Here is a 16,105-nt window from a genome sequence, read left to right as displayed (position 1 = left end):
CGGCGATCGCCGCGCTGGCGGCCTTCGCCGTGCTCCTCGCCGCCCTGCCCTTCGCCGCCGCGGTCCTGCACCAGCCGCTGCTCGGCCTGGCCAGCGTCTTCTACCGCACCGGCGCCCTGGTGTTCGGCGGCGGCCACGTGGTGCTGCCGCTCCTGCAGTCGGAGATCGTCGGCCGCCGCTGGCTCGACCGCGACACCTTCCTGGCCGGCTACGGCGCGGTCCAGGCGCTTCCCGGACCGCTGTTCAGCTTCGCAGCCTTCGTCGGCGCGGCCCAGCGGGTTGCGGCCGGCGGCGTGGTCGGCGGCCTCGTCGCGGTGACGGCGATCTTCCTGCCGAGCCTGCTGCTGGTCGCCGGCGCCGTGCCGTTCTGGGATCGGCTGAAGCAGCTGCCGCAGGCGCGCGGCGCGTTGGCCGGCGTCAACGCCGTAGTGGTCGGCCTCTTGGCCGCGGCGCTGTGGGATCCGGTGCTGACCGGCGCGGTGCGCCGGCCGAACGACTGGGCGCTGGTCGCGGCGGCCTATGTCTTCCTGGCGGTCGCGCGCCTGCCGGCCTGGCTGGTGGTGATCGGCTTCGCCGTCGTCACGGGCCTGCTGACGCGCTGAGCGCCCGCGCGAGGCCCGCGCCCGGGGCGCGCGCCGGAGCGCCGGGAAGCCGGAAGCTCGGCAGCTTCGGCAGGCGGAAGGTCCACGCGCGCTTGGCCGGCAGGCAGGTCTCCAGCGCCGCGATCAGCTCGTGGGCCGGCCCGTCGTTGAGGAAGTGGTTGGCGCCGTTCGTGCGTATGAAGCGGATCGGCCGGCGGGTCGGCGTCTCCGCAGCCAGCCGCTCGGCCACCTCGATTGGGGCGAAGTCGTCCTTGTCGCCGTGGATCATGTGCACCGGGATCGTCAGCCTGGTGAGCGCGCGCCTGGCGTGCACCAGCTGCGGCCGCTGGCTTGAGGCCTCCATGACTGCATGGCGCAGGTCGCGCGGGATCATCTTCAGCGCCTTCAAACCGACGTCGATCAGCCAGCGCGCGGTGGGCCCGGTCTCGCCGAAATAGCCGGACAGGAGGACGAGGCTGGCGACCCTGCCCGGGTTCTCCGCCGCCATGATCGAGGCGATCGCCGCTCCGTAGCTCTGGCCCACCAGCAGCAGTTTCTGGCCCGGCGCGGTCTTCAGCACCGGCGCCAGCGCCTCGGCCTGGACGCGGATGTCCGGCACCGGATGCAGCGGCTCGGAGCCGGCGTAGCCCGGCCGGTCGACGACGACCATCTCGCGATCCTGGGGCAGCGCGGCCATGGTCTCGGCCCAATACTCGGCCCAGGAGGGCGCGCCGGTGATCACCACGATCTTCCAGGGCGCGGGCTTCTCGCGCGGGGTCTCCAGCGCCGAGACCCGCCAGCCGTGGCCGCCGCCGGCGATGAAGCTCGTCCGCCGCAGCACAGTGTCGGGATAGTCGGCCGAGGTCGGCGCGTGCTCGCTTCGTCCGGTCGCGGCGCACTCGATGCAAGCCCACCCCATGGCGAGTACGCCCTTCGGCCGTTTACGCGACACCGCGCTGCCTCCTCGAACTGTCACTCTTGTCACCTGGAAATTGGAACGCGCCTTTCAAGCCCGGGTTCGAACCGGCGCCCCCGGCGACGGAGGTTCGAGCCGCAACGTGGCTTCGCAGCCACGCCTGCCCTGAACCGATGGCCACGCATGCAGGTTTTCCACCGGGACGCTCCGTCGTCCGGGCTTTCAATGGAGGGACACCATGAGCCACGCGGCCTCCGATATCGGCCTCTTCGCCGAAAACCGCATCGCCCACACCGCATCCTTGACGCGCAACTGGTGGGCGGTCCTGCTGCGCGGGATCGCGGCGCTGCTGTTCGGCGCCATCGCCGTCTTCATGCCGGGCGTGACGCTCGCCTCCCTGGTCCTGGCCTTCGGGGCCTACATGCTGGTCGACGGCGTGCTGACGATCGTCGCCGCCGTGCGCGCGGCGACCCGGCAGGAGCGCTGGGGCCTGCTCGTGCTGGAAGGCCTGTGCGACCTGGTGGCCGGCGCCGTGGCGCTGGCCCTGCCGACGCTGGCGCTGCTGACCTTCGTCGTGCTGGCGGCCGGCTGGGCGATCGTCTCCGGGGTCCTGATGGTGGTCGCCGCCATCCGCCACGCAGGCGAGCACAGCCGCCTCTGGCTGACCATCGGCGGCGTCGCCTCGGTCGCCTGGGGCGTGCTCCTGGCGCTGTTCCCGGCCGCGGGCCTGGTGGTGATGACCTGGTGGCTGGGCGCCTACGCCCTGATCTTCGGCGCCTCGCTGGTGGCGCTGGCGATCACGCTGCGGACGCGCCGCTCCGCCGCGACCGCGGCTGCCTGACCGGCGCTGCGGCCTCGCGGGTGACGACCATCATGTAGTTGACGTCGACGTCGCTGGAGTGCGACCAGCGCCCGGTGAGCGGGTCGTAGGCCACGCCGAACGGCCCGCGCATCTCCAGCGGCTCGCCCGCGAGGAAGCCGCGCAGCTCCTCGGGCTTGAGGAACTTCTTCCAGTCGTGGGTGCCGGCGGGCAGCCAGCGCAGCACGTACTCCGCCCCGAACTTGGCGAGCGCCAGGGCCTTCAGGGTGCGGTTGAGGGTGGCGACGATCATCACCCCGTTGGGCGCCAGCAGACGCCCCGTGGTGCGCAGGAACTCGCCCGGGTCGGCGACGTGCTCGATCACCTCCATGTTGAGGATCACGTCGAAGGGCGCCTCGCCCGCGGCCAGCAGCTGCTCGGCGGTGGAAGCGCGGTAGTCGATCACCAGCCCCTGCTCGGCGGCGTGGGCCGCGGCGGTGCCGATGTTGCGCTCCGAGGCGTCGACCGCGGTGACCGAGAAGCCCAGCCGGCGCATCGGCTCGGACAGCAGACCTCCGCCGCAGCCGATGTCGAGCAGCCGCAGGCCCTCGAACGGCTGACGCTGCGTCCCGTCGCGGCCGAAGCGCTCCAGCGCCTGCTCGCGGATGAACGCCAGCCGGACGGGGTTGAAGCGATGCAGCGGCGCGAACTTGCCGTTCGGGTCCCACCACTCGGCGGCGATGCGCGAGAAGCGCTCGACCTCGGCTGGGTCGATGGAGGATTTCGCGGCCGGCTCCATGCTCAGCGTATGAGCACGATTTCGACGCCTACGTCCACCGAAGCCCACGAGCGATCGGCGGTGACGGCGGGAAGGCCGCGCGCCCTAGCTAGCGCCAGGCACGCGCGGTCGCCGAGCGACAATCCCCAGCGTCGGGTCGATTCCCGGAGCAGGCAGGCCTCCATCGCCGTCTCGGCGTCGAGCATGACGACCTCGAGGTCGAGATCTCCGACCACTTCAGCCGCTGTGGAATCCGAGACTCCGTGGTCGATGAGCTTTGTGACGATCTCCGCATAATTGACCGCCGAAATGACAGCACGCGGCAGCACTTCGCGCACGTGCTCGCCTCCGGGCTCATTTCGCACCATCGCTAGCACGGCGGATGCGTCGAGGACGGCCTCAGCCACCCTTCTCTTCCCGCTCGACCTCGCGCCGCCGTTCCGCAATCAGTTCGTCGGCCCAGCTCACGCCTTCCTGCGCGTAGGGCTCCAGCACCTTCTGGATACGACGCAGCGCGGTCGCCGCGCTGACCAGCTTGAATTCGTCACCCTCGTGTCGAGCCATGACCACGCCGCCGACGACGACCCCGAAGGCCTCGCGTAGTTCTCTCGGAAGGACGATCGACCCGTCCGCACGCACGACGAGGCGGTAGGCCCCGCGTCCGCGCGGCTGCACATCGGGTCCGTATGGCGAAGGACTCGCCGGAAGAAACGTGGCGCCTTCCTCCGCCATGCCGGCTGGCTCGGAATTCCCCCGAACCCTGTCCGCCTCCAGCACGTTGCGGACGTGCTGATATCGCCGGCCCAGCAGCCTAGCGATCTCGGCTCGCGAACAGCCGGCGGCGTCCAGAGCGCGGATCTTGTCGGAGACCGTCATGGCCGAGCCGACGATCCTGGCGAGCTCTGACCTATCCATGGCGCACCACCGGAAATTTGACAGTTAGATAGTTAGTTAGGTTGCGACATTCTGTCAACGCGGTTGTGCAGCCCCCCTCCGGCCGCTAGAAGGGCGCCGCTTTTCTGTCATGCGGAGCTCGGCGCCCGGAACATGTCCCGGCTGGTGATGAAATTCGGCGGCACCTCCGTCGCCGACCTGGAGCGCATCCGGCGGGTCGCGCGGCTGGTGAACGCCGAGGTCGAGGCGGGCCACAAGGTGGCCGTGGTGGTCTCGGCCATGTCCGGCAAGACCAACGAGCTGGTGGCCTGGACCGACGGCGCCGGCGCCGCGGCGCAGGGCCTGCCCTCCAGCGACGACGAGTACGACGTCGTGGTGGCCTCCGGCGAGCAGGTGACCGCGGGTCTCCTGGCCATGACGCTGCGCAACATGGGGACGCCCGCACGGTCCTGGATGGGCTGGCAGGTGCCGATCATCGCCGACGACTCCCACGGCAAGTCGCGCATCGACGACATCCCGCCCGAGAAGCTGGCCGCGGCGATGGACGCCGGCGAAGTGGCGGTGGTCGCCGGCTTCCAGGGCGTGACCCGCGACGGCCGCATCGCCACCCTGGGCCGCGGCGGCTCCGACACCAGCGCGGTGGCGGTGGCCGCGGCGCTGAAGGCCGTGCGTTGCGACATCTACACCGACGTCGACGGCGTCTACACCACCGACCCGCGCATCGAGGCCAAGGCCAGAAAGCTCAACAAGATCTCCTACGAGGAGATGCTGGAGATGGCTTCGCTGGGCGCCAAGGTCCTGCAGACCCGCTCCGTCGAGCTGGCGATGGCCCAGGGCGTGCCGGTGCGGGTTCTTTCGAGTTTCGTTGAGCCGGGCGAGGCGCCGGGCCAAGGCACCATCGTCTGCGACGAGGAGGAGATCGTGGAAAAGCGCATCGTGAGCGGGGTCGCCTACAGCCGCGACGAAGCGAAGATCAGCCTCTTCGGCCTGCCCGACCATCCCGGCGTCTCGTCGGTGATCTTCGGCCGGCTGGCCGACGCCAACGTCAATGTCGACATGATCGTCCAGAGCCACGCGCGGGCCCAAGGCCACGCGAACATGGAGTTCACCGTCGGCAAGCGGGACGCCGCCCGCGCGGTCGAGATCGTCCGCGCCGCCCAGGGCGAGATCGGCTTCGAGGACGTGGCGGTGAACGAGGACGTCGCCAAGGTCTCGGTGATCGGCGTCGGCATGCGCAGCCACGCGGGCGTCGCCAAGTCGATGTTCAGCGCGCTCGCCGACAAGGGCGTGAACATCCAGGTGATCTCGACCTCCGAGATCAAGATCAGCGTGCTGATCGACGCGGCCTACACCGAGTTGGCGGTCCGCGCCCTGCACGCCGCCTACGGCCTGGACCAGCTGTAAGGCGTCAACCCTCCCGCGTCAGCCGGAACGCCGCCCAGGCCCCCACGACCGCGAACGGGGCGGCGATGACGAACACCGCGACCGAGGCCGCCCGCGCGGTCTCGGGCGTGAGCCCGGCCGAGAAGCCGACCAGGTTGGCCGCGGCGCCCGACAGCGCCGCCCCGGCTGCGGCCCCGGTCTGGCGCACGGCCATGATGGCCGAGGTCCCGATCGCCCGGTCCTCTGGCGACAGGGCGGCCATGACCCGCTGGGACATGAAGCTCCAGGAGAGGCCGAAGGCGACGCCGAGCAGGATCGCGCCCAGCAGCACCCAGGCCAGCGGCTGCCCGGCCAGGGCCCAGGGCAGGACGACGAGGCTCGCCACCAGGCACAGCGCCCCGATCCGCACCCACAGCGCGTCGAACCGCTCCATCGGACCGGTGACCAGGAAGGCGGCGGCGGTCCAGGCCAGCGACTCCACCCCGATCACATAGCCCGCCCAGAGCGGGGAGTAGCCGCGCAGCGTCTGCAGGATCGGCGGCCCGTAGATGGCGAACCCCATCGAGGCGGCGGTCAGCAGGAACATGCTGGCGTAGCCGGCCCCCACCACCGTGCCGAGCTGAGCCGCCTCGCGCGGGAGCAGGCGGATGCGGGCCCGCGCGTCGAGCTGCAGCACCAGCACCAGGACCAGGCAGCCGGCGCCGATCAGTCCCAGCGAGACCCCAGGCCGCGCGGCGAGGTCGGCCACCGCGATCGCGCCCACGCCGATCGCCAGCACCCCGAGCTGCAGCCAGGGCACGGCCGCATCCTGCGAGCGGGTCGGGGTCCCCCGCAGCAGCCACGCCGCCGCGGCGCTGAAGGCGCCCGCCTGCGCCGCGAACAGCCAGAAGACGCCGCGCCAGTCGCCGCCCGCCGCATAAAGCCCGCCGACCAGGGGCCCCAACAGGGTCGCCACGCCCCAGACGCCGGAGACGGCGGCGAACACTCGGGGCAGGTGGCGCTCGGGAAACAGGAGCGCGATGGCCACCATCGAAAAGCCGCTGATCCAGCCGGTCCCCAGGCCCTGCAGGACGCGGCCGGCCAGGAAGGTGAAGATGTCGGGCGCCGCGGCGCTCATCGCGCAGCCGAGCGCGGTGAGCAGGCCGGACAGCACCGTGGCCGTGCGCAGGCCGAACACCTCCGCCACGCGGCCGGCGCTGGCGCCGGCGAGGATCGCGCCGACCAGGAAGCCGGCCACCGACCAGCTGAAGTAGGCGTAGCCGCCGAGGTCGACGCCGACGCTGGGCATGATCGTGGCCGTGACCAGGGCGTCGGCGGCGTTCAGCCAGACGCCCAGGCAGATCAGCGCGAACTTGGGCAGCCGCCCCTCGGCCAGGAGGTCGCCCCAGCTCTTCACCCCTGCGCCCGCCGCGGTCATTTCCGCAGGCTTAGCGGAAGATCGCTCCGACGGGGAGGTCCCGCTCCAATGCCTGAGGCGCCGCCGAAATGAGCGGTTTGGCGCCGAGGCCTCCTTTCAGTCTCCGTTTCGCGCGATAAACCTGCTAGGAGCCAGATCTGGGACAGGGAGGCGTCGAGACGTCCGATGGTGATACCGGGCGTGGCGATCCGTGGGCAGAGGAGTCTGCTCCGGCAGATCCGCGAGGCCCTGGCCGGCGGCGGGCCGGCCCAGGAGCGCCTCGACATGGTCGTGCGCATCATCGCCCGCTCGATGGTCGCCGAGGTCTGCTCCCTCTACATGCGCAGAGCCGGCGAGGAGATGGAGCTCTTCGCCACCGAGGGCCTGGATCCGGGCGCCGTCCACGTCACCCGGATGAAGCCCGGCGAGGGCCTGGTCGGCGAGATCATGCGCCTGGGCCGGCCGCTGAACCTGGCCGACGCGCCGAACCACCCGGCCTTCTCCTACCGCCCGGAAACCGCCGAAGACCCGTTCCACGCCTTCCTCGGCGTGCCCCTGCTGCGCGGCGGCCGGGCGATCGGCGTGCTGGTCGTGCAGAACCGCACCGAGCGGGTCTACACCGAGGACGAGGTCGAGGACCTGCAGATCGTCGCCATGGTGCTGGCCGAGATGATGGCCGGCGGCGAGCTGATCAGCCAGGAGGAGCTGAAGGGCGTCGAGCTCGCCCCGCGCCGGGCCGAGCGGCACAAGGGCTCGAAGTTCGCCGAGGGCATCGCCTATGGCGTGGCGGTGCTGCACGAGGCGCCGGTCACCCCTTCGCAGCTGCTGGCCGAGGACGTGGTCGCCGAGGAGGAGCGGCTGAAGACCGCTATCTTTGCCCTGCAGGCGCAGATCGACACCATGCTGGAGGGCCAGCACGGCATGGTCGAGGCCTCCTACGAGGTGCTCGAGACCTACCGCATGTTCGCCCACGACCGCGGCTGGAACCGCAGCCTGGAGGACGCGGTGCGCAACGGCCTGACCGCCGAGGCGGCGGTGGAGCGCGTCCGCTCCGAGCACCGCGCCCGCCTCGGCCAGGCCCGCGACCCCTATCTGCGCGAGCGGCTGCACGACCTGGAGGACCTGAACGACAGGCTGCTGCGCCACCTGTCGGGCGACGCCCACGTGGCCCGCGAGCTGCCGGACAACGCCATCCTGATCGCCCGCAACCTCGGCCCCGCGGACCTCCTGGAATACGACCGCAAGAAGCTGCGCGGCCTCCTGCTGGAAGAGGGCTCGCCGGCCAGCCACGCGGCGATCGTGGCCCGCGCCCTCGACATCCCCTGCGTCGGCCGCATCAGCGGCCTGCGCGACCGGGTGTCGGAAGGCGACATGGTGATCGTCGACGCCGAGAGCGGCGAAGCCTACCTGCGGCCGCGTCCGGACGTGGTCAAGGCCGTCCAGGCGCGCATGGACGTGCGTCGGCAACGCGCCGCCGAGTTCGCCAAGCTGCGCGACACCCCGGCCTTCACCCGCGACGGGGCGAAGATCACCCTGATGATGAACGCCGGCCTCGACGTCGACCTCGACATTCTGGCCGAGACCGGGGCGGAGGGCATCGGCCTGTTCCGCACGGAATTCCAGTTCATGGTCGCCGAGGAGATGCCGCGCTTCAACGCCCAGGCGGCGCTCTACGAGCGGGTGATGGACGCCGCCGGCGACATGCCGGTGACCTTCCGCACGCTCGACCTCGGCGGCGACAAGGTGCTGCCCTACCTGGAGGCCGAGCGCGAGGAGAACCCGGCCCTGGGCTGGCGGGCGATCCGCATGGGCCTGGACCGGCCGGCGCTCCTGCGCCTGCAGCTGCGCGCCCTGATCGCCGCCTCGCGCGGGCGCGCGCTCAGGATCATGTTCCCGCTGGTGGCCAGCGTCGACGAGTTCCGCGCCGCCCGCGCCCTGGTCGAGACCGAGGTGGCCTGGGCCCTGCGCCGCGGCCGCGCCGCGCCCTCGCGCCTGGACGTCGGCGCGATGATCGAGGCGCCGGCGCTGATCTGGCACCTGGACGCCCTCTTGCCGATGACCGACTTCGTCTCGGTCGGCACCAACGACCTGATGCAGTACATGTTCGCCGCCGACCGCGGGAACCCGCGGGTGGCCGATCGCTACGACCCGCTGTCGCCGCCGGCCCTGCGCGCGCTGGAGCAGATCCAGCGGGCCTGCGCCGAAACCGGCACCCCGGTCAGCGTCTGCGGCGAGATGGCGGGCCGGCCGCTGGAGGCCTTCACCCTGGTGGCGCTGGGCTTCGAGCGGCTGTCGATGCCGCCGGCGGGCGTCGGCCCGGTCAAGCAGATGGTGCTGTCGTGCGACCGCGAGGCCGCCCGGCGCGGGGTCTCGGCGCTGCTCAAGGGGGGCGCGGGCACGGTCCGCAACGAGATCGAAACGCTGGCCCGCAAGATCTATCTGGCCGTCTGAATCTACTTTCGCGCGTGACCGATCACCACATTGGGAAGCGGCGCTGCGCGTGTTACCGGAAGCTTAATCCAGTCACCTTCAAGATTCGCCGATCGCGTCGCCATGCGACCCGGTCGACATAAGCTTTCAGCGGGGATCCGACGGCCATGCCGCTCGATACTGGCGGACCAAGCGAGCTGAACCTGTCCGGCTTCGGCGCGTCCGCCCCGACCCTGCAGAGCGGCGCCGACATCGGCCAGGCCCTGCGCGCGGTCCGCGAGTATCAGGGCCGCGCGCTCGACGAGCTTGCCGAGGCCACCCGGGTGCGGGCCAGCTACCTGGCGGCGATCGAGGAGATGCGCCTCGAGCTCCTGCCGTCGCGGCCCTTCACCGTCGGCTACATCCGCGCCTACGCGCAGGCCCTGGGCCTCGACCCCGAGGCCGCGGTCGAGCGTTTCCGCCTCGACGAGCCGGTGCTCGACGAGCCGCTGCGCGCCCCGCTGGGCGTGCAGGAGGAACGCGACCCCAGGCTGAACGCCCTGGTCGCCGGCGGCTTGATCATCATCGCCGCCATCTTCCTCTACAACATCGCCCGCCGGGCGATGGTCGAGGACGCCCCGGCGCCGCCCGCCGCTTCGGGCATCGCCGCCGCCAAGGTGCTGGCCGCCGCCAAGCCGGGCTCGATCGTCCTGGGCGCGCCGCTGCCGGCGCCCGTGGAATCGACCACGCCGCCGCCCTTCGAGACCCCCGGGCTGGCCGAGGCGGTGATGGTGGACGGCCGGCTCACCCTGCAGGGCAAGCCCAAGCCGCTGGACCAGGTGACCGACCCGCCGCCGCTCGCCCAGCTGCCGGCGAGCTTCGTGCCCAAGGGCCCGATCTACGGCGCCAGGCCCGGCGAGCCCTCGACGGTCACGGTGCAGGCGCTGAAGTCGGCCTCGCTGATCGTGCGCGGCGCCGACGGCTCGCTCTACTTCGCCCGCCAGCTGGCCGCCGGCGAGGCCTTCCGCGCGCCGCAGGTCGCCGGCCTGACCGTCAACGTCACCGACCCCAACAATTTCCAGGTCTTCGCGAACGGCCAGTCCAAGGGCGTGCTGCCCGCCGCCCAGGCCTCGGTCAGCGGCCTGGCGGGCGCCGCCGTGGCGGCGGGAGGGGCGCCGAAGCCCGCGGCGTAGATCTGCACGGCAAGGCTGCACGGCAAGGCTTGGGGTTTGCCGCCGAACCCTCTATTTTCGGAAGCACCATGACCGCCCAAGACCACACTCACGTGCGCCCCTGGCGCGCCATCCAGCGCCGCGCCTCGCGCAAGATCCGCGTGGGCTCCGTCGAGGTGGGCGGCGACGCCCCGATCAGCGTCCAGTCGATGACCAACACGGTCACCGCCGACGCAGGCGCGACCATCGACCAGATCCGCCAGCTGGAGGAGGCCGGCGCCGACATCGTCCGCGTCTCCTGCCCGGACGAGGAATCCACCACCGCCTTCAAGACCATCGCCAAGGCCGCCAAGGTCCCGCTGGTCGCCGACATCCACTTCCACTACCGGCGCGGCATCGAGGCCGCCCAGGCCGGCGCGGCATGCCTGCGGATCAATCCCGGCAACATCGGCTCGCCCGACCGGGTGCGCGAGGTGGTCCAGGCCGCCCGCGACCACGGCTGCTCGATGCGCATCGGCGTCAATGCGGGCTCGCTGGAGAAGGAGCTCTTGGAGCGTTACGGCGAGCCCTGCCCCGAGGCCATGGTCGAGAGCGCGCTGAACCACGCGCGCATCCTGCAGGACCACGATTTCCACGAGTTCAAGATCAGCGTGAAGGCGTCTGACCCGTTCTTGACGGTGGCCGCCTACCAGCAGCTCGCCGAAGCGATCGATTGCCCGCTGCACCTGGGCGTCACCGAGGCGGGCGCCACCCGCACCGGCACGGTGAAGTCCTCGATCGGCATCGGCAGCCTCTTGTGGGCCGGGATCGGCGACACCATCCGCGTGAGCCTCGCCGCCGACCCGGTCGAGGAGATCAAGGTCGGCTTCGACATCCTGAAGTCGCTCGGCCTGCGCCACCGCGGCGTGAACATCATCGCCTGCCCGTCGTGCGCGCGGCAGGGCTTCAACGTCATCCAGACGGTCGAGACCCTGGAGCAGCGGCTGGCCCACATCTCCACCCCGATGAGCCTGTCGATCATCGGCTGCGTGGTGAACGGCCCGGGCGAAGCGCTGATGACCGACCTCGGCTTCACCGGCGGCGGCAAGGGCTCCGGCATGGTCTACATGGCCGGCAAGCCCGACCATAAGATGGACAACGACAGGATGGTCGAGCACATCGTCGGCCTCGTCGAAGCCCGCGCCGCGGAGATCGAAGCCGCCAAGGCCGCCGCCGAACTCGCCGCGGAATAGGCGCAGGCCTCAAAGTTGACGCCCGCGTCACTCTTGCCGAGGCGATCTATCCGCGCTTAGTTGCCGCCACCTCAACGGGAGACACGGCATGTCCGCCGACGGCAACTGGAAGATCACCATCTCGACCCCGATGGGGCCGCAGGAGATGACCGTGGCCATCGCCACCCAGGGCGAGACCTTCACCGGCAAGGCCCAGAGCCCGATGGGCGACATGGATTTCAGTGGCAAGGTCGCCGGCGACACCCTGACCTGGAGCGCCGACATCACCAAGCCGATGCCGCTCACCCTGGAGTTCGACGCCAAGGTCGAGGGCGACAAGATGACGGGGAACGTCAAGCTCGGCGCCTTCGGCAATGCGCCGCTGAACGGAACCCGCATCTGATCAGCGCCTCGCCAGATCAGCGCGTAGGTTGGCGCGCGGTCTCCTGCGTGGCGCGCTCGACGGTCCCGGCCACCCTCGCCGCCGCGCCGCTGAACGCGCCGGCGGACAGGTCGTTGCTGCGCGGCTGGGTGAGCAGGAAGGAGGCGATGATCGCCACCAGCGCCAGAACCGCGAGGGCGACGATCACCCCCGCCACCCGCGGAGGGCCGCGGTCCTCATAGGTCGGGCGGCCATCGTCATCCCGCTCGCCGAAGCGCCCCCGCATGTCGCCGCCGCCTCCCGCCGCCATCGGCCAGGTTCCTCCTGTGGTCGTCGGGGCCGTAACTCGCCGCATGGCGAGGCGTTCCTCATGGCCGCAGCCTCGCAGGCCCGCGGGGTTTGGCATCCGCCGCCCCAGGCGCTAGAGGAGGCGCCCGGCTTTCTTCGACAGGAACCACGGTGCGACTTCCCCAGGCCAGGCTCGACCAGGTGCTCGACCGCTATCGCGAGGTCGAGGCGCGCATGGGCGCGGCCTCGGACGGGGCGGAGATCGTGCGGCTGTCCAAGGAGCACGCCGAGCTGAGGCCGGTGGCCGAGGCCGTGCGCACGCTGGAGCGCGCCCGCAGCGAGTTGCCGGAGCTGGAGGAGATGCTGGCTTCCGGCGACGGCGAGATGGCCGGCCTGGCGCGCGACGAGCTTGCCGTGCTCAACGAGCGGCTGCCGGGGCTGGAGCGCGAGGTCGCCCTGCTGCTGGCGCCGAAGGACCGCGACGAGAACGCCTCGGCGATCCTCGAGGTGCGGGCCGGCACCGGCGGCGACGAAGCGGCGCTGTTCGCGGGCGACCTCTTCCGCATGTACCAGCGCTATGCCCAGACCCGCGGCTGGCGGATCGAGATCGACTCCGTCTCCGAGGGCGACGTCGGCGGCTACAAGGAGATCATCGCCTCCATCACCGGCGATGGCGTGTTCGGCCGCCTGAAGTTCGAGAGCGGCGTGCACCGGGTGCAGCGGGTGCCGGAGACCGAGGCCGGCGGGCGCATCCACACCTCGGCCGCGACCGTGGCCGTGCTGCCCGAGCCCGAGGACGTGCAGATTGAGATCCGCGACCAGGACCTGCGCATCGACACCTACCGCTCGTCCGGCGCCGGCGGCCAGCACGTCAACAAGACCGACTCGGCGGTGCGCATCACCCACCTGCCGACCGGCATCGTGGTGACCTCTTCGGAGAAGTCGCAGCACCAGAACCGCGCCCGCGCCATGAAGGTGCTGCAGGCGCGGCTCTACGAAATGCAGCGCGAGCAGCTCGACACCGCCCGGGCCGAGAGCCGCAAGAGCCAGGTCGGCTCCGGCGACCGCTCCGAGCGCATACGCACCTACAACTTCCCGCAAGGCCGGGTGACCGACCACCGCATCAACCTGACGGTCTACAACCTGCCCAAGGTGCTGGAGGGCGAGGCGCTGGACGACGTCATCGACCCGCTGATCGCCGAGGACCAGGCCGCCAGGCTCGCGGCGCTGGAGGAGGAGCTGGCGTAGGGCGTTCGGCGACCACGCCACGCCTTCCGCTTGTCGTCATAGCCGCCTCGGCGCTAGACGCCTCCCATGGACAGCCCCGCCGCCGGAACGCTCCGCGCCCTCTACCGCCATCCGGTGAAGGGTTTCACGCCGGAACCTCTGAGCGAGGTCGCGCTCGCGCCGGACGCGGGTTTCCCCTTCGATCGGGTCTGGGCGGTGGAGAACGGCCCGTCCGGCTTCGATCCGGAAGCGCCGGCGTTCGTCCCCAAGCAGAGGTTCACCGTGCTGGCGGCTATCCCGCGCGTGGCCGCGGCGGCGACCCGCTACGATGAGGCGACCGGCATGCTCCACGCCCAGGCCGAGGGGCTGGCGCCGTTCACAGGGCCGCTCGACGCCGCCGCGGGCCGCGCGGCCTTCGCCGCCTGGCTGGGCGAGCTCCTCGGCGAGGAGGCGAAGGGCCCGCTGAAGGTCGTGGCGGCGCCCTCCCAGCACCGCTTCACCGACCATCCGCAAGGCCAGGTCTCGCTGATCAACCTGGCCAGCGTCCGCGACCTGAGTGCGCGCATGGGCGCTGAGCTCGATCCGCTGCGCTTTCGCGCCAACCTCTATGTCGACGGCTGGCCCGCCTGGGTCGAGAACGACTGGGCCGGCGGCGTCTTCCGTCTGGGCGAGGTGACGGCGACCATGCTCAAGCCGATCGTCCGCTGCGCCGCCACCCACGTGAACCCGAGGACCGCCGAGCGCGACTTGGAGGTGACGAAGGCGCTCTTCGACCACTTCGGCCACCTGCACTGCGGCGTCTATCTGAACGTCAGCTCGCAGGGCCGCGTGGCGCTGGGCGACGCCTGCATGGGACCGGCCACCGGCAAGGAGCGCACACCATGAGCCTGAACCTCGTCCAGGCCTGGAAGCAGGCCAGGGAGAAGCTGGAGGCGGCGGGGATCGCCGGCCCGGTGATCGACGCGCGCCTGCTGGTGGAGGCCGCCGCCGGGGCGACCCGCGCCGACATCGTCACCGATCCCTACCGCCCGCTGACGCCCGAGCAGGCGGCGACGCTCGGCGACTACCTCGCCCGCCGCGCGCGGCGCGAGCCGGTCAGCCATATTCTCGGCCGCAAGGGCTTCTGGAAGATCATGCTGCAGGTGACGCCGGACGTGCTGACGCCCAGGCCGGACACCGAGACGGTGGTCGAATATGTGCTGCGCGACTTCCCGCAGACCGCGTCCTGGACGGTGCTCGACCTCGGCGTCGGCTCCGGCGCCATCCTGCTCTCGATCCTGGCCGAACGGCCGGCGGCCAAGGGCCTCGGCGTCGACCTCTCCGAGGAGGCGCTGGCGGTGGCGCGCGAGAACGCCGCCAACCTGGGGCTGGCCGGGCGCACGGCGCTGCTGCGCGGCGACTGGACGTTCGGCCTCGAGGGCGAGAGCTTCGACCTGGTGGTCTCCAACCCGCCCTACATCGCCAGCCACGTGATCGCGGAGCTGGAGCCGGAAGTGCGCGACCACGAGCCCCGCCTGGCGCTGGAAGGCGGCGCCGACGGCCTCGACCACTACCGAACGCTCGCGCCGGAGATCCTCCGTGTGCTGAAGCCCGGCGGGCGATTCGCCGTCGAGATCGGTTACGACCAGAAGCAGCCGGTCGAGGCTCTGTTCCGGGCGGCGGGCGCGGAAGGCGTCGTCACCGTGCGGGACCTGGGCGACCGTGATCGAGTTGTGGCCGGCGTGAAAAAGGCCTTGGAAACGAAGGCCTGACTCGCTACATCTCGTGATGTCTCCACCCAAATCGCCGAGCGAAGGCAGAGGCGTCCAATGAAGGACGCTGGCACGAGCGGCGGGCGCGACGCTTTCTCACCAAGGCCTCTCGCTTTGAGCTTCCGGGCGGAAGACGGGGAACTTAGCGTCTTCGAAACACCCTCGGGCCATAAGCCCGAACGCTGAAGGCTAGCGCAGAGACCTCGCTGAGGTCCGCTCAAGGAAGAGCCAAACGGTCATCGAATAATGAGAGATTTCAAGGGCATGAAGCGTCAGCGCGGCCGCGGCCGCGGCGGCGGTGGCGGTGGCAAGCCGCAGCAGCAGAACGCCAACCGGGCTTTCGATTCGAACGGTCCCGACGGCGTCAAGGTACGCGGCAACGCCCAAACGGTGTTCGAGAAGTACCAGCAGCTGGCGCGCGACGCGACGTCCTCCGGCGACCGGGTGCTGGCCGAGAACTACTTGCAGCACGCCGAACATTACTTCCGCCTGCTACGCGCCCTGCAGCCCCAGCGGCCGGCCGCCGAGATCCTCGGCCGCGACCAGTTCGCCTCCGGCTACGACATCGACTTCGAGGACGAAGGCGCCCAGGCCCAGTCCGAAGCCGCCGACGAGGCGGCCGCGGAAGGCGGCGGCGCCGATGGCGAAGGCGAGGTCCGCGAGAACCGCTGGCAGGACCGGCAACGGGACGACCGCCAAAGGGACGATCGCCAACGGGACGACCGGCCCCGCGACCGCTACGAGAACCGCGATCGGGACGACCGCAACCGGGACAACCGCGACCGGGACGGCCAGGGCGGCCGCCGCGACCGCTGGCGCGACCGGGACGACCGCAATCGCGACCGCGATCGCAGCGAGCCGCGCGGCGAGGACCGCCGCGAGCGCCGCGACGACCGGCCGGACCGCGAGCAGCCCTTC

General features: G+C 71.2%; 17 protein-coding genes. 11 read left to right on the top strand and 6 right to left on the bottom strand.

Annotation, left to right across the window (positions count from 1 at the left end):
• A partial coding sequence (locus VJS38_RS18230) for a chromate transporter (RefSeq protein ID WP_324089572.1) occupies positions 1-602 on the top strand: 602 nt, incomplete at its 5' end.
• Here VJS38_RS18230 and VJS38_RS18225 read toward each other — a convergent pair.
• Positions 580-1,533, bottom strand: coding sequence for an alpha/beta fold hydrolase (locus tag VJS38_RS18225; protein WP_324089571.1), 954 nt, complete (start codon positions 1,531-1,533; stop codon positions 580-582). The genes VJS38_RS18230 and VJS38_RS18225 overlap by 23 nt on opposite strands.
• Positions 1,534-1,735: 202 nt before the next feature.
• On the opposite strand from VJS38_RS18225, the gene VJS38_RS18220 reads away from it, so the two are divergent.
• A complete protein-coding gene (locus VJS38_RS18220) occupies positions 1,736-2,338 on the top strand; it encodes an HdeD family acid-resistance protein (RefSeq protein WP_324089570.1) in 603 nt (200 codons plus the stop codon).
• On the opposite strand, the gene ubiG is transcribed toward VJS38_RS18220, so the two are convergent.
• The 3 genes from ubiG to VJS38_RS18205 are packed head-to-tail and all read right to left on the bottom strand — an operon-like array spanning position 2,295 to position 3,950.
• The gene (gene ubiG, locus VJS38_RS18215) at positions 2,295-3,095 is read right to left on the bottom strand and encodes a bifunctional 2-polyprenyl-6-hydroxyphenol methylase/3-demethylubiquinol 3-O-methyltransferase UbiG (RefSeq protein WP_324089569.1); all 801 of its coding nucleotides are present in this window, start codon (positions 3,093-3,095) and stop codon (positions 2,295-2,297) included. The two genes, VJS38_RS18220 and ubiG, sit on opposite strands and share 44 nt — an antisense overlap.
• Before the next feature lie 2 nt (positions 3,096-3,097).
• The gene (locus VJS38_RS18210) at positions 3,098-3,481 is read right to left on the bottom strand and encodes a type II toxin-antitoxin system VapC family toxin (RefSeq protein ID WP_324089568.1); all 384 of its coding nucleotides are present in this window, start codon (positions 3,479-3,481) and stop codon (positions 3,098-3,100) included.
• Positions 3,474-3,950, bottom strand: coding sequence for an AbrB/MazE/SpoVT family DNA-binding domain-containing protein (locus tag VJS38_RS18205; protein ID WP_324089567.1), 477 nt, complete (start codon positions 3,948-3,950; stop codon positions 3,474-3,476). Before VJS38_RS18205 ends, VJS38_RS18210 begins: the two co-directional genes overlap by 8 nt.
• Positions 3,951-4,121: 171 nt before the next feature.
• Here VJS38_RS18205 and VJS38_RS18200 point away from each other — a divergent pair, with 171 nt between their 5' ends.
• Positions 4,122-5,372 (top strand): aspartate kinase, encoded by a 1,251-nt coding sequence (locus tag VJS38_RS18200; protein ID WP_324089566.1) that lies wholly within the window; start codon positions 4,122-4,124, stop codon positions 5,370-5,372.
• 4 nt (positions 5,373-5,376) lie between these two features.
• On the opposite strand, the gene VJS38_RS18195 is transcribed toward VJS38_RS18200, so the two are convergent.
• Positions 5,377-6,768, bottom strand: a complete 1,392-nt coding sequence (locus VJS38_RS18195) for an MFS transporter (RefSeq protein WP_324089565.1) — start codon at positions 6,766-6,768, stop codon at positions 5,377-5,379.
• A gap of 165 nt (positions 6,769-6,933) precedes the next feature.
• On the opposite strand from VJS38_RS18195, the gene ptsP reads away from it, so the two are divergent.
• The 4 genes from ptsP to VJS38_RS18175 all read left to right on the top strand — a co-directional run bounded on the left by ptsP (position 6,934) and on the right by VJS38_RS18175 (position 11,942).
• Positions 6,934-9,198 carry a phosphoenolpyruvate--protein phosphotransferase gene (gene ptsP / locus VJS38_RS18190; RefSeq protein ID WP_324089564.1) on the top strand — a complete coding sequence of 755 codons (2,265 nt, stop codon included), beginning with the start codon at positions 6,934-6,936 and terminating at the stop codon, positions 9,196-9,198.
• Between the two features lie 146 nt (positions 9,199-9,344).
• Positions 9,345-10,349, top strand: coding sequence for a helix-turn-helix domain-containing protein (locus tag VJS38_RS18185; RefSeq protein ID WP_324089563.1), 1,005 nt, complete (start codon positions 9,345-9,347; stop codon positions 10,347-10,349).
• Between the two features lie 68 nt (positions 10,350-10,417).
• Positions 10,418-11,560 carry a flavodoxin-dependent (E)-4-hydroxy-3-methylbut-2-enyl-diphosphate synthase gene (gene ispG / locus VJS38_RS18180; protein WP_324089562.1) on the top strand — a complete coding sequence of 381 codons (1,143 nt, stop codon included), beginning with the start codon at positions 10,418-10,420 and terminating at the stop codon, positions 11,558-11,560.
• Between the two features lie 88 nt (positions 11,561-11,648).
• The gene (locus VJS38_RS18175; RefSeq protein ID WP_324089561.1) at positions 11,649-11,942 is read left to right on the top strand and encodes a hypothetical protein; all 294 of its coding nucleotides are present in this window, start codon (positions 11,649-11,651) and stop codon (positions 11,940-11,942) included.
• Between the two features lie 16 nt (positions 11,943-11,958).
• Here the strand turns inward: VJS38_RS18175 and VJS38_RS18170 are convergent, their stop codons facing one another.
• Complete coding sequence (locus VJS38_RS18170) at positions 11,959-12,231, bottom strand: hypothetical protein (RefSeq protein ID WP_324089560.1); 273 nt, start codon at positions 12,229-12,231, stop codon at positions 11,959-11,961.
• A gap of 149 nt (positions 12,232-12,380) precedes the next feature.
• On the opposite strand from VJS38_RS18170, the gene prfA reads away from it, so the two are divergent.
• From prfA to VJS38_RS18150, 4 genes are all read left to right on the top strand, one after another.
• On the top strand, positions 12,381-13,457 hold the full coding sequence (gene prfA, locus VJS38_RS18165) for a peptide chain release factor 1 (protein ID WP_324089559.1): 1,077 nt from the start codon (positions 12,381-12,383) through the stop codon (positions 13,455-13,457).
• A gap of 66 nt (positions 13,458-13,523) precedes the next feature.
• Positions 13,524-14,321 carry an MOSC domain-containing protein gene (locus VJS38_RS18160; RefSeq protein ID WP_324089558.1) on the top strand — a complete coding sequence of 266 codons (798 nt, stop codon included), beginning with the start codon at positions 13,524-13,526 and terminating at the stop codon, positions 14,319-14,321.
• Complete coding sequence (gene prmC, locus VJS38_RS18155) at positions 14,318-15,187, top strand: peptide chain release factor N(5)-glutamine methyltransferase (protein ID WP_324089557.1); 870 nt, start codon at positions 14,318-14,320, stop codon at positions 15,185-15,187. The genes VJS38_RS18160 and prmC overlap by 4 nt, the downstream gene beginning before the upstream one ends.
• A gap of 246 nt (positions 15,188-15,433) precedes the next feature.
• Positions 15,434-16,105 (top strand): DUF4167 domain-containing protein (locus VJS38_RS18150; RefSeq protein WP_324089556.1); only part of this gene is annotated, 672 nt, incomplete at its 3' end.

The sequence above is a fragment of the Phenylobacterium sp. genome, from assembly GCF_035276905.1.
In the GTDB taxonomy this organism is placed as follows: Bacteria; Pseudomonadota; Alphaproteobacteria; order Caulobacterales; family Caulobacteraceae; genus Phenylobacterium.
This window is presented reverse-complemented; position numbering and strand designations above follow the sequence as displayed.

Coding starts and splice junctions, on each gene's coding strand:
- ptsP (WP_324089564.1), top strand. CDS start 6,934: ATGGTGATACCGGGCGTGGCGATCCGTGGGCAGAGGAGTCTGCTCCGG.
- VJS38_RS18185 (WP_324089563.1), top strand. CDS start 9,345: ATGCCGCTCGATACTGGCGGACCAAGCGAGCTGAACCTGTCCGGCTTC.
- VJS38_RS18160 (WP_324089558.1), top strand. CDS start 13,524: ATGGACAGCCCCGCCGCCGGAACGCTCCGCGCCCTCTACCGCCATCCG.
- VJS38_RS18175 (WP_324089561.1), top strand. CDS start 11,649: ATGTCCGCCGACGGCAACTGGAAGATCACCATCTCGACCCCGATGGGG.
- VJS38_RS18195 (WP_324089565.1), bottom strand. CDS start 6,768: ATGACCGCGGCGGGCGCAGGGGTGAAGAGCTGGGGCGACCTCCTGGCC.
- VJS38_RS18170 (WP_324089560.1), bottom strand. CDS start 12,231: ATGGCGGCGGGAGGCGGCGGCGACATGCGGGGGCGCTTCGGCGAGCGG.
- VJS38_RS18220 (WP_324089570.1), top strand. CDS start 1,736: ATGAGCCACGCGGCCTCCGATATCGGCCTCTTCGCCGAAAACCGCATC.
- prmC (WP_324089557.1), top strand. CDS start 14,318: ATGAGCCTGAACCTCGTCCAGGCCTGGAAGCAGGCCAGGGAGAAGCTG.
- ispG (WP_324089562.1), top strand. CDS start 10,418: ATGACCGCCCAAGACCACACTCACGTGCGCCCCTGGCGCGCCATCCAG.
- VJS38_RS18200 (WP_324089566.1), top strand. CDS start 4,122: ATGTCCCGGCTGGTGATGAAATTCGGCGGCACCTCCGTCGCCGACCTG.
- VJS38_RS18205 (WP_324089567.1), bottom strand. CDS start 3,950: ATGACGGTCTCCGACAAGATCCGCGCTCTGGACGCCGCCGGCTGTTCG.
- ubiG (WP_324089569.1), bottom strand. CDS start 3,095: ATGGAGCCGGCCGCGAAATCCTCCATCGACCCAGCCGAGGTCGAGCGC.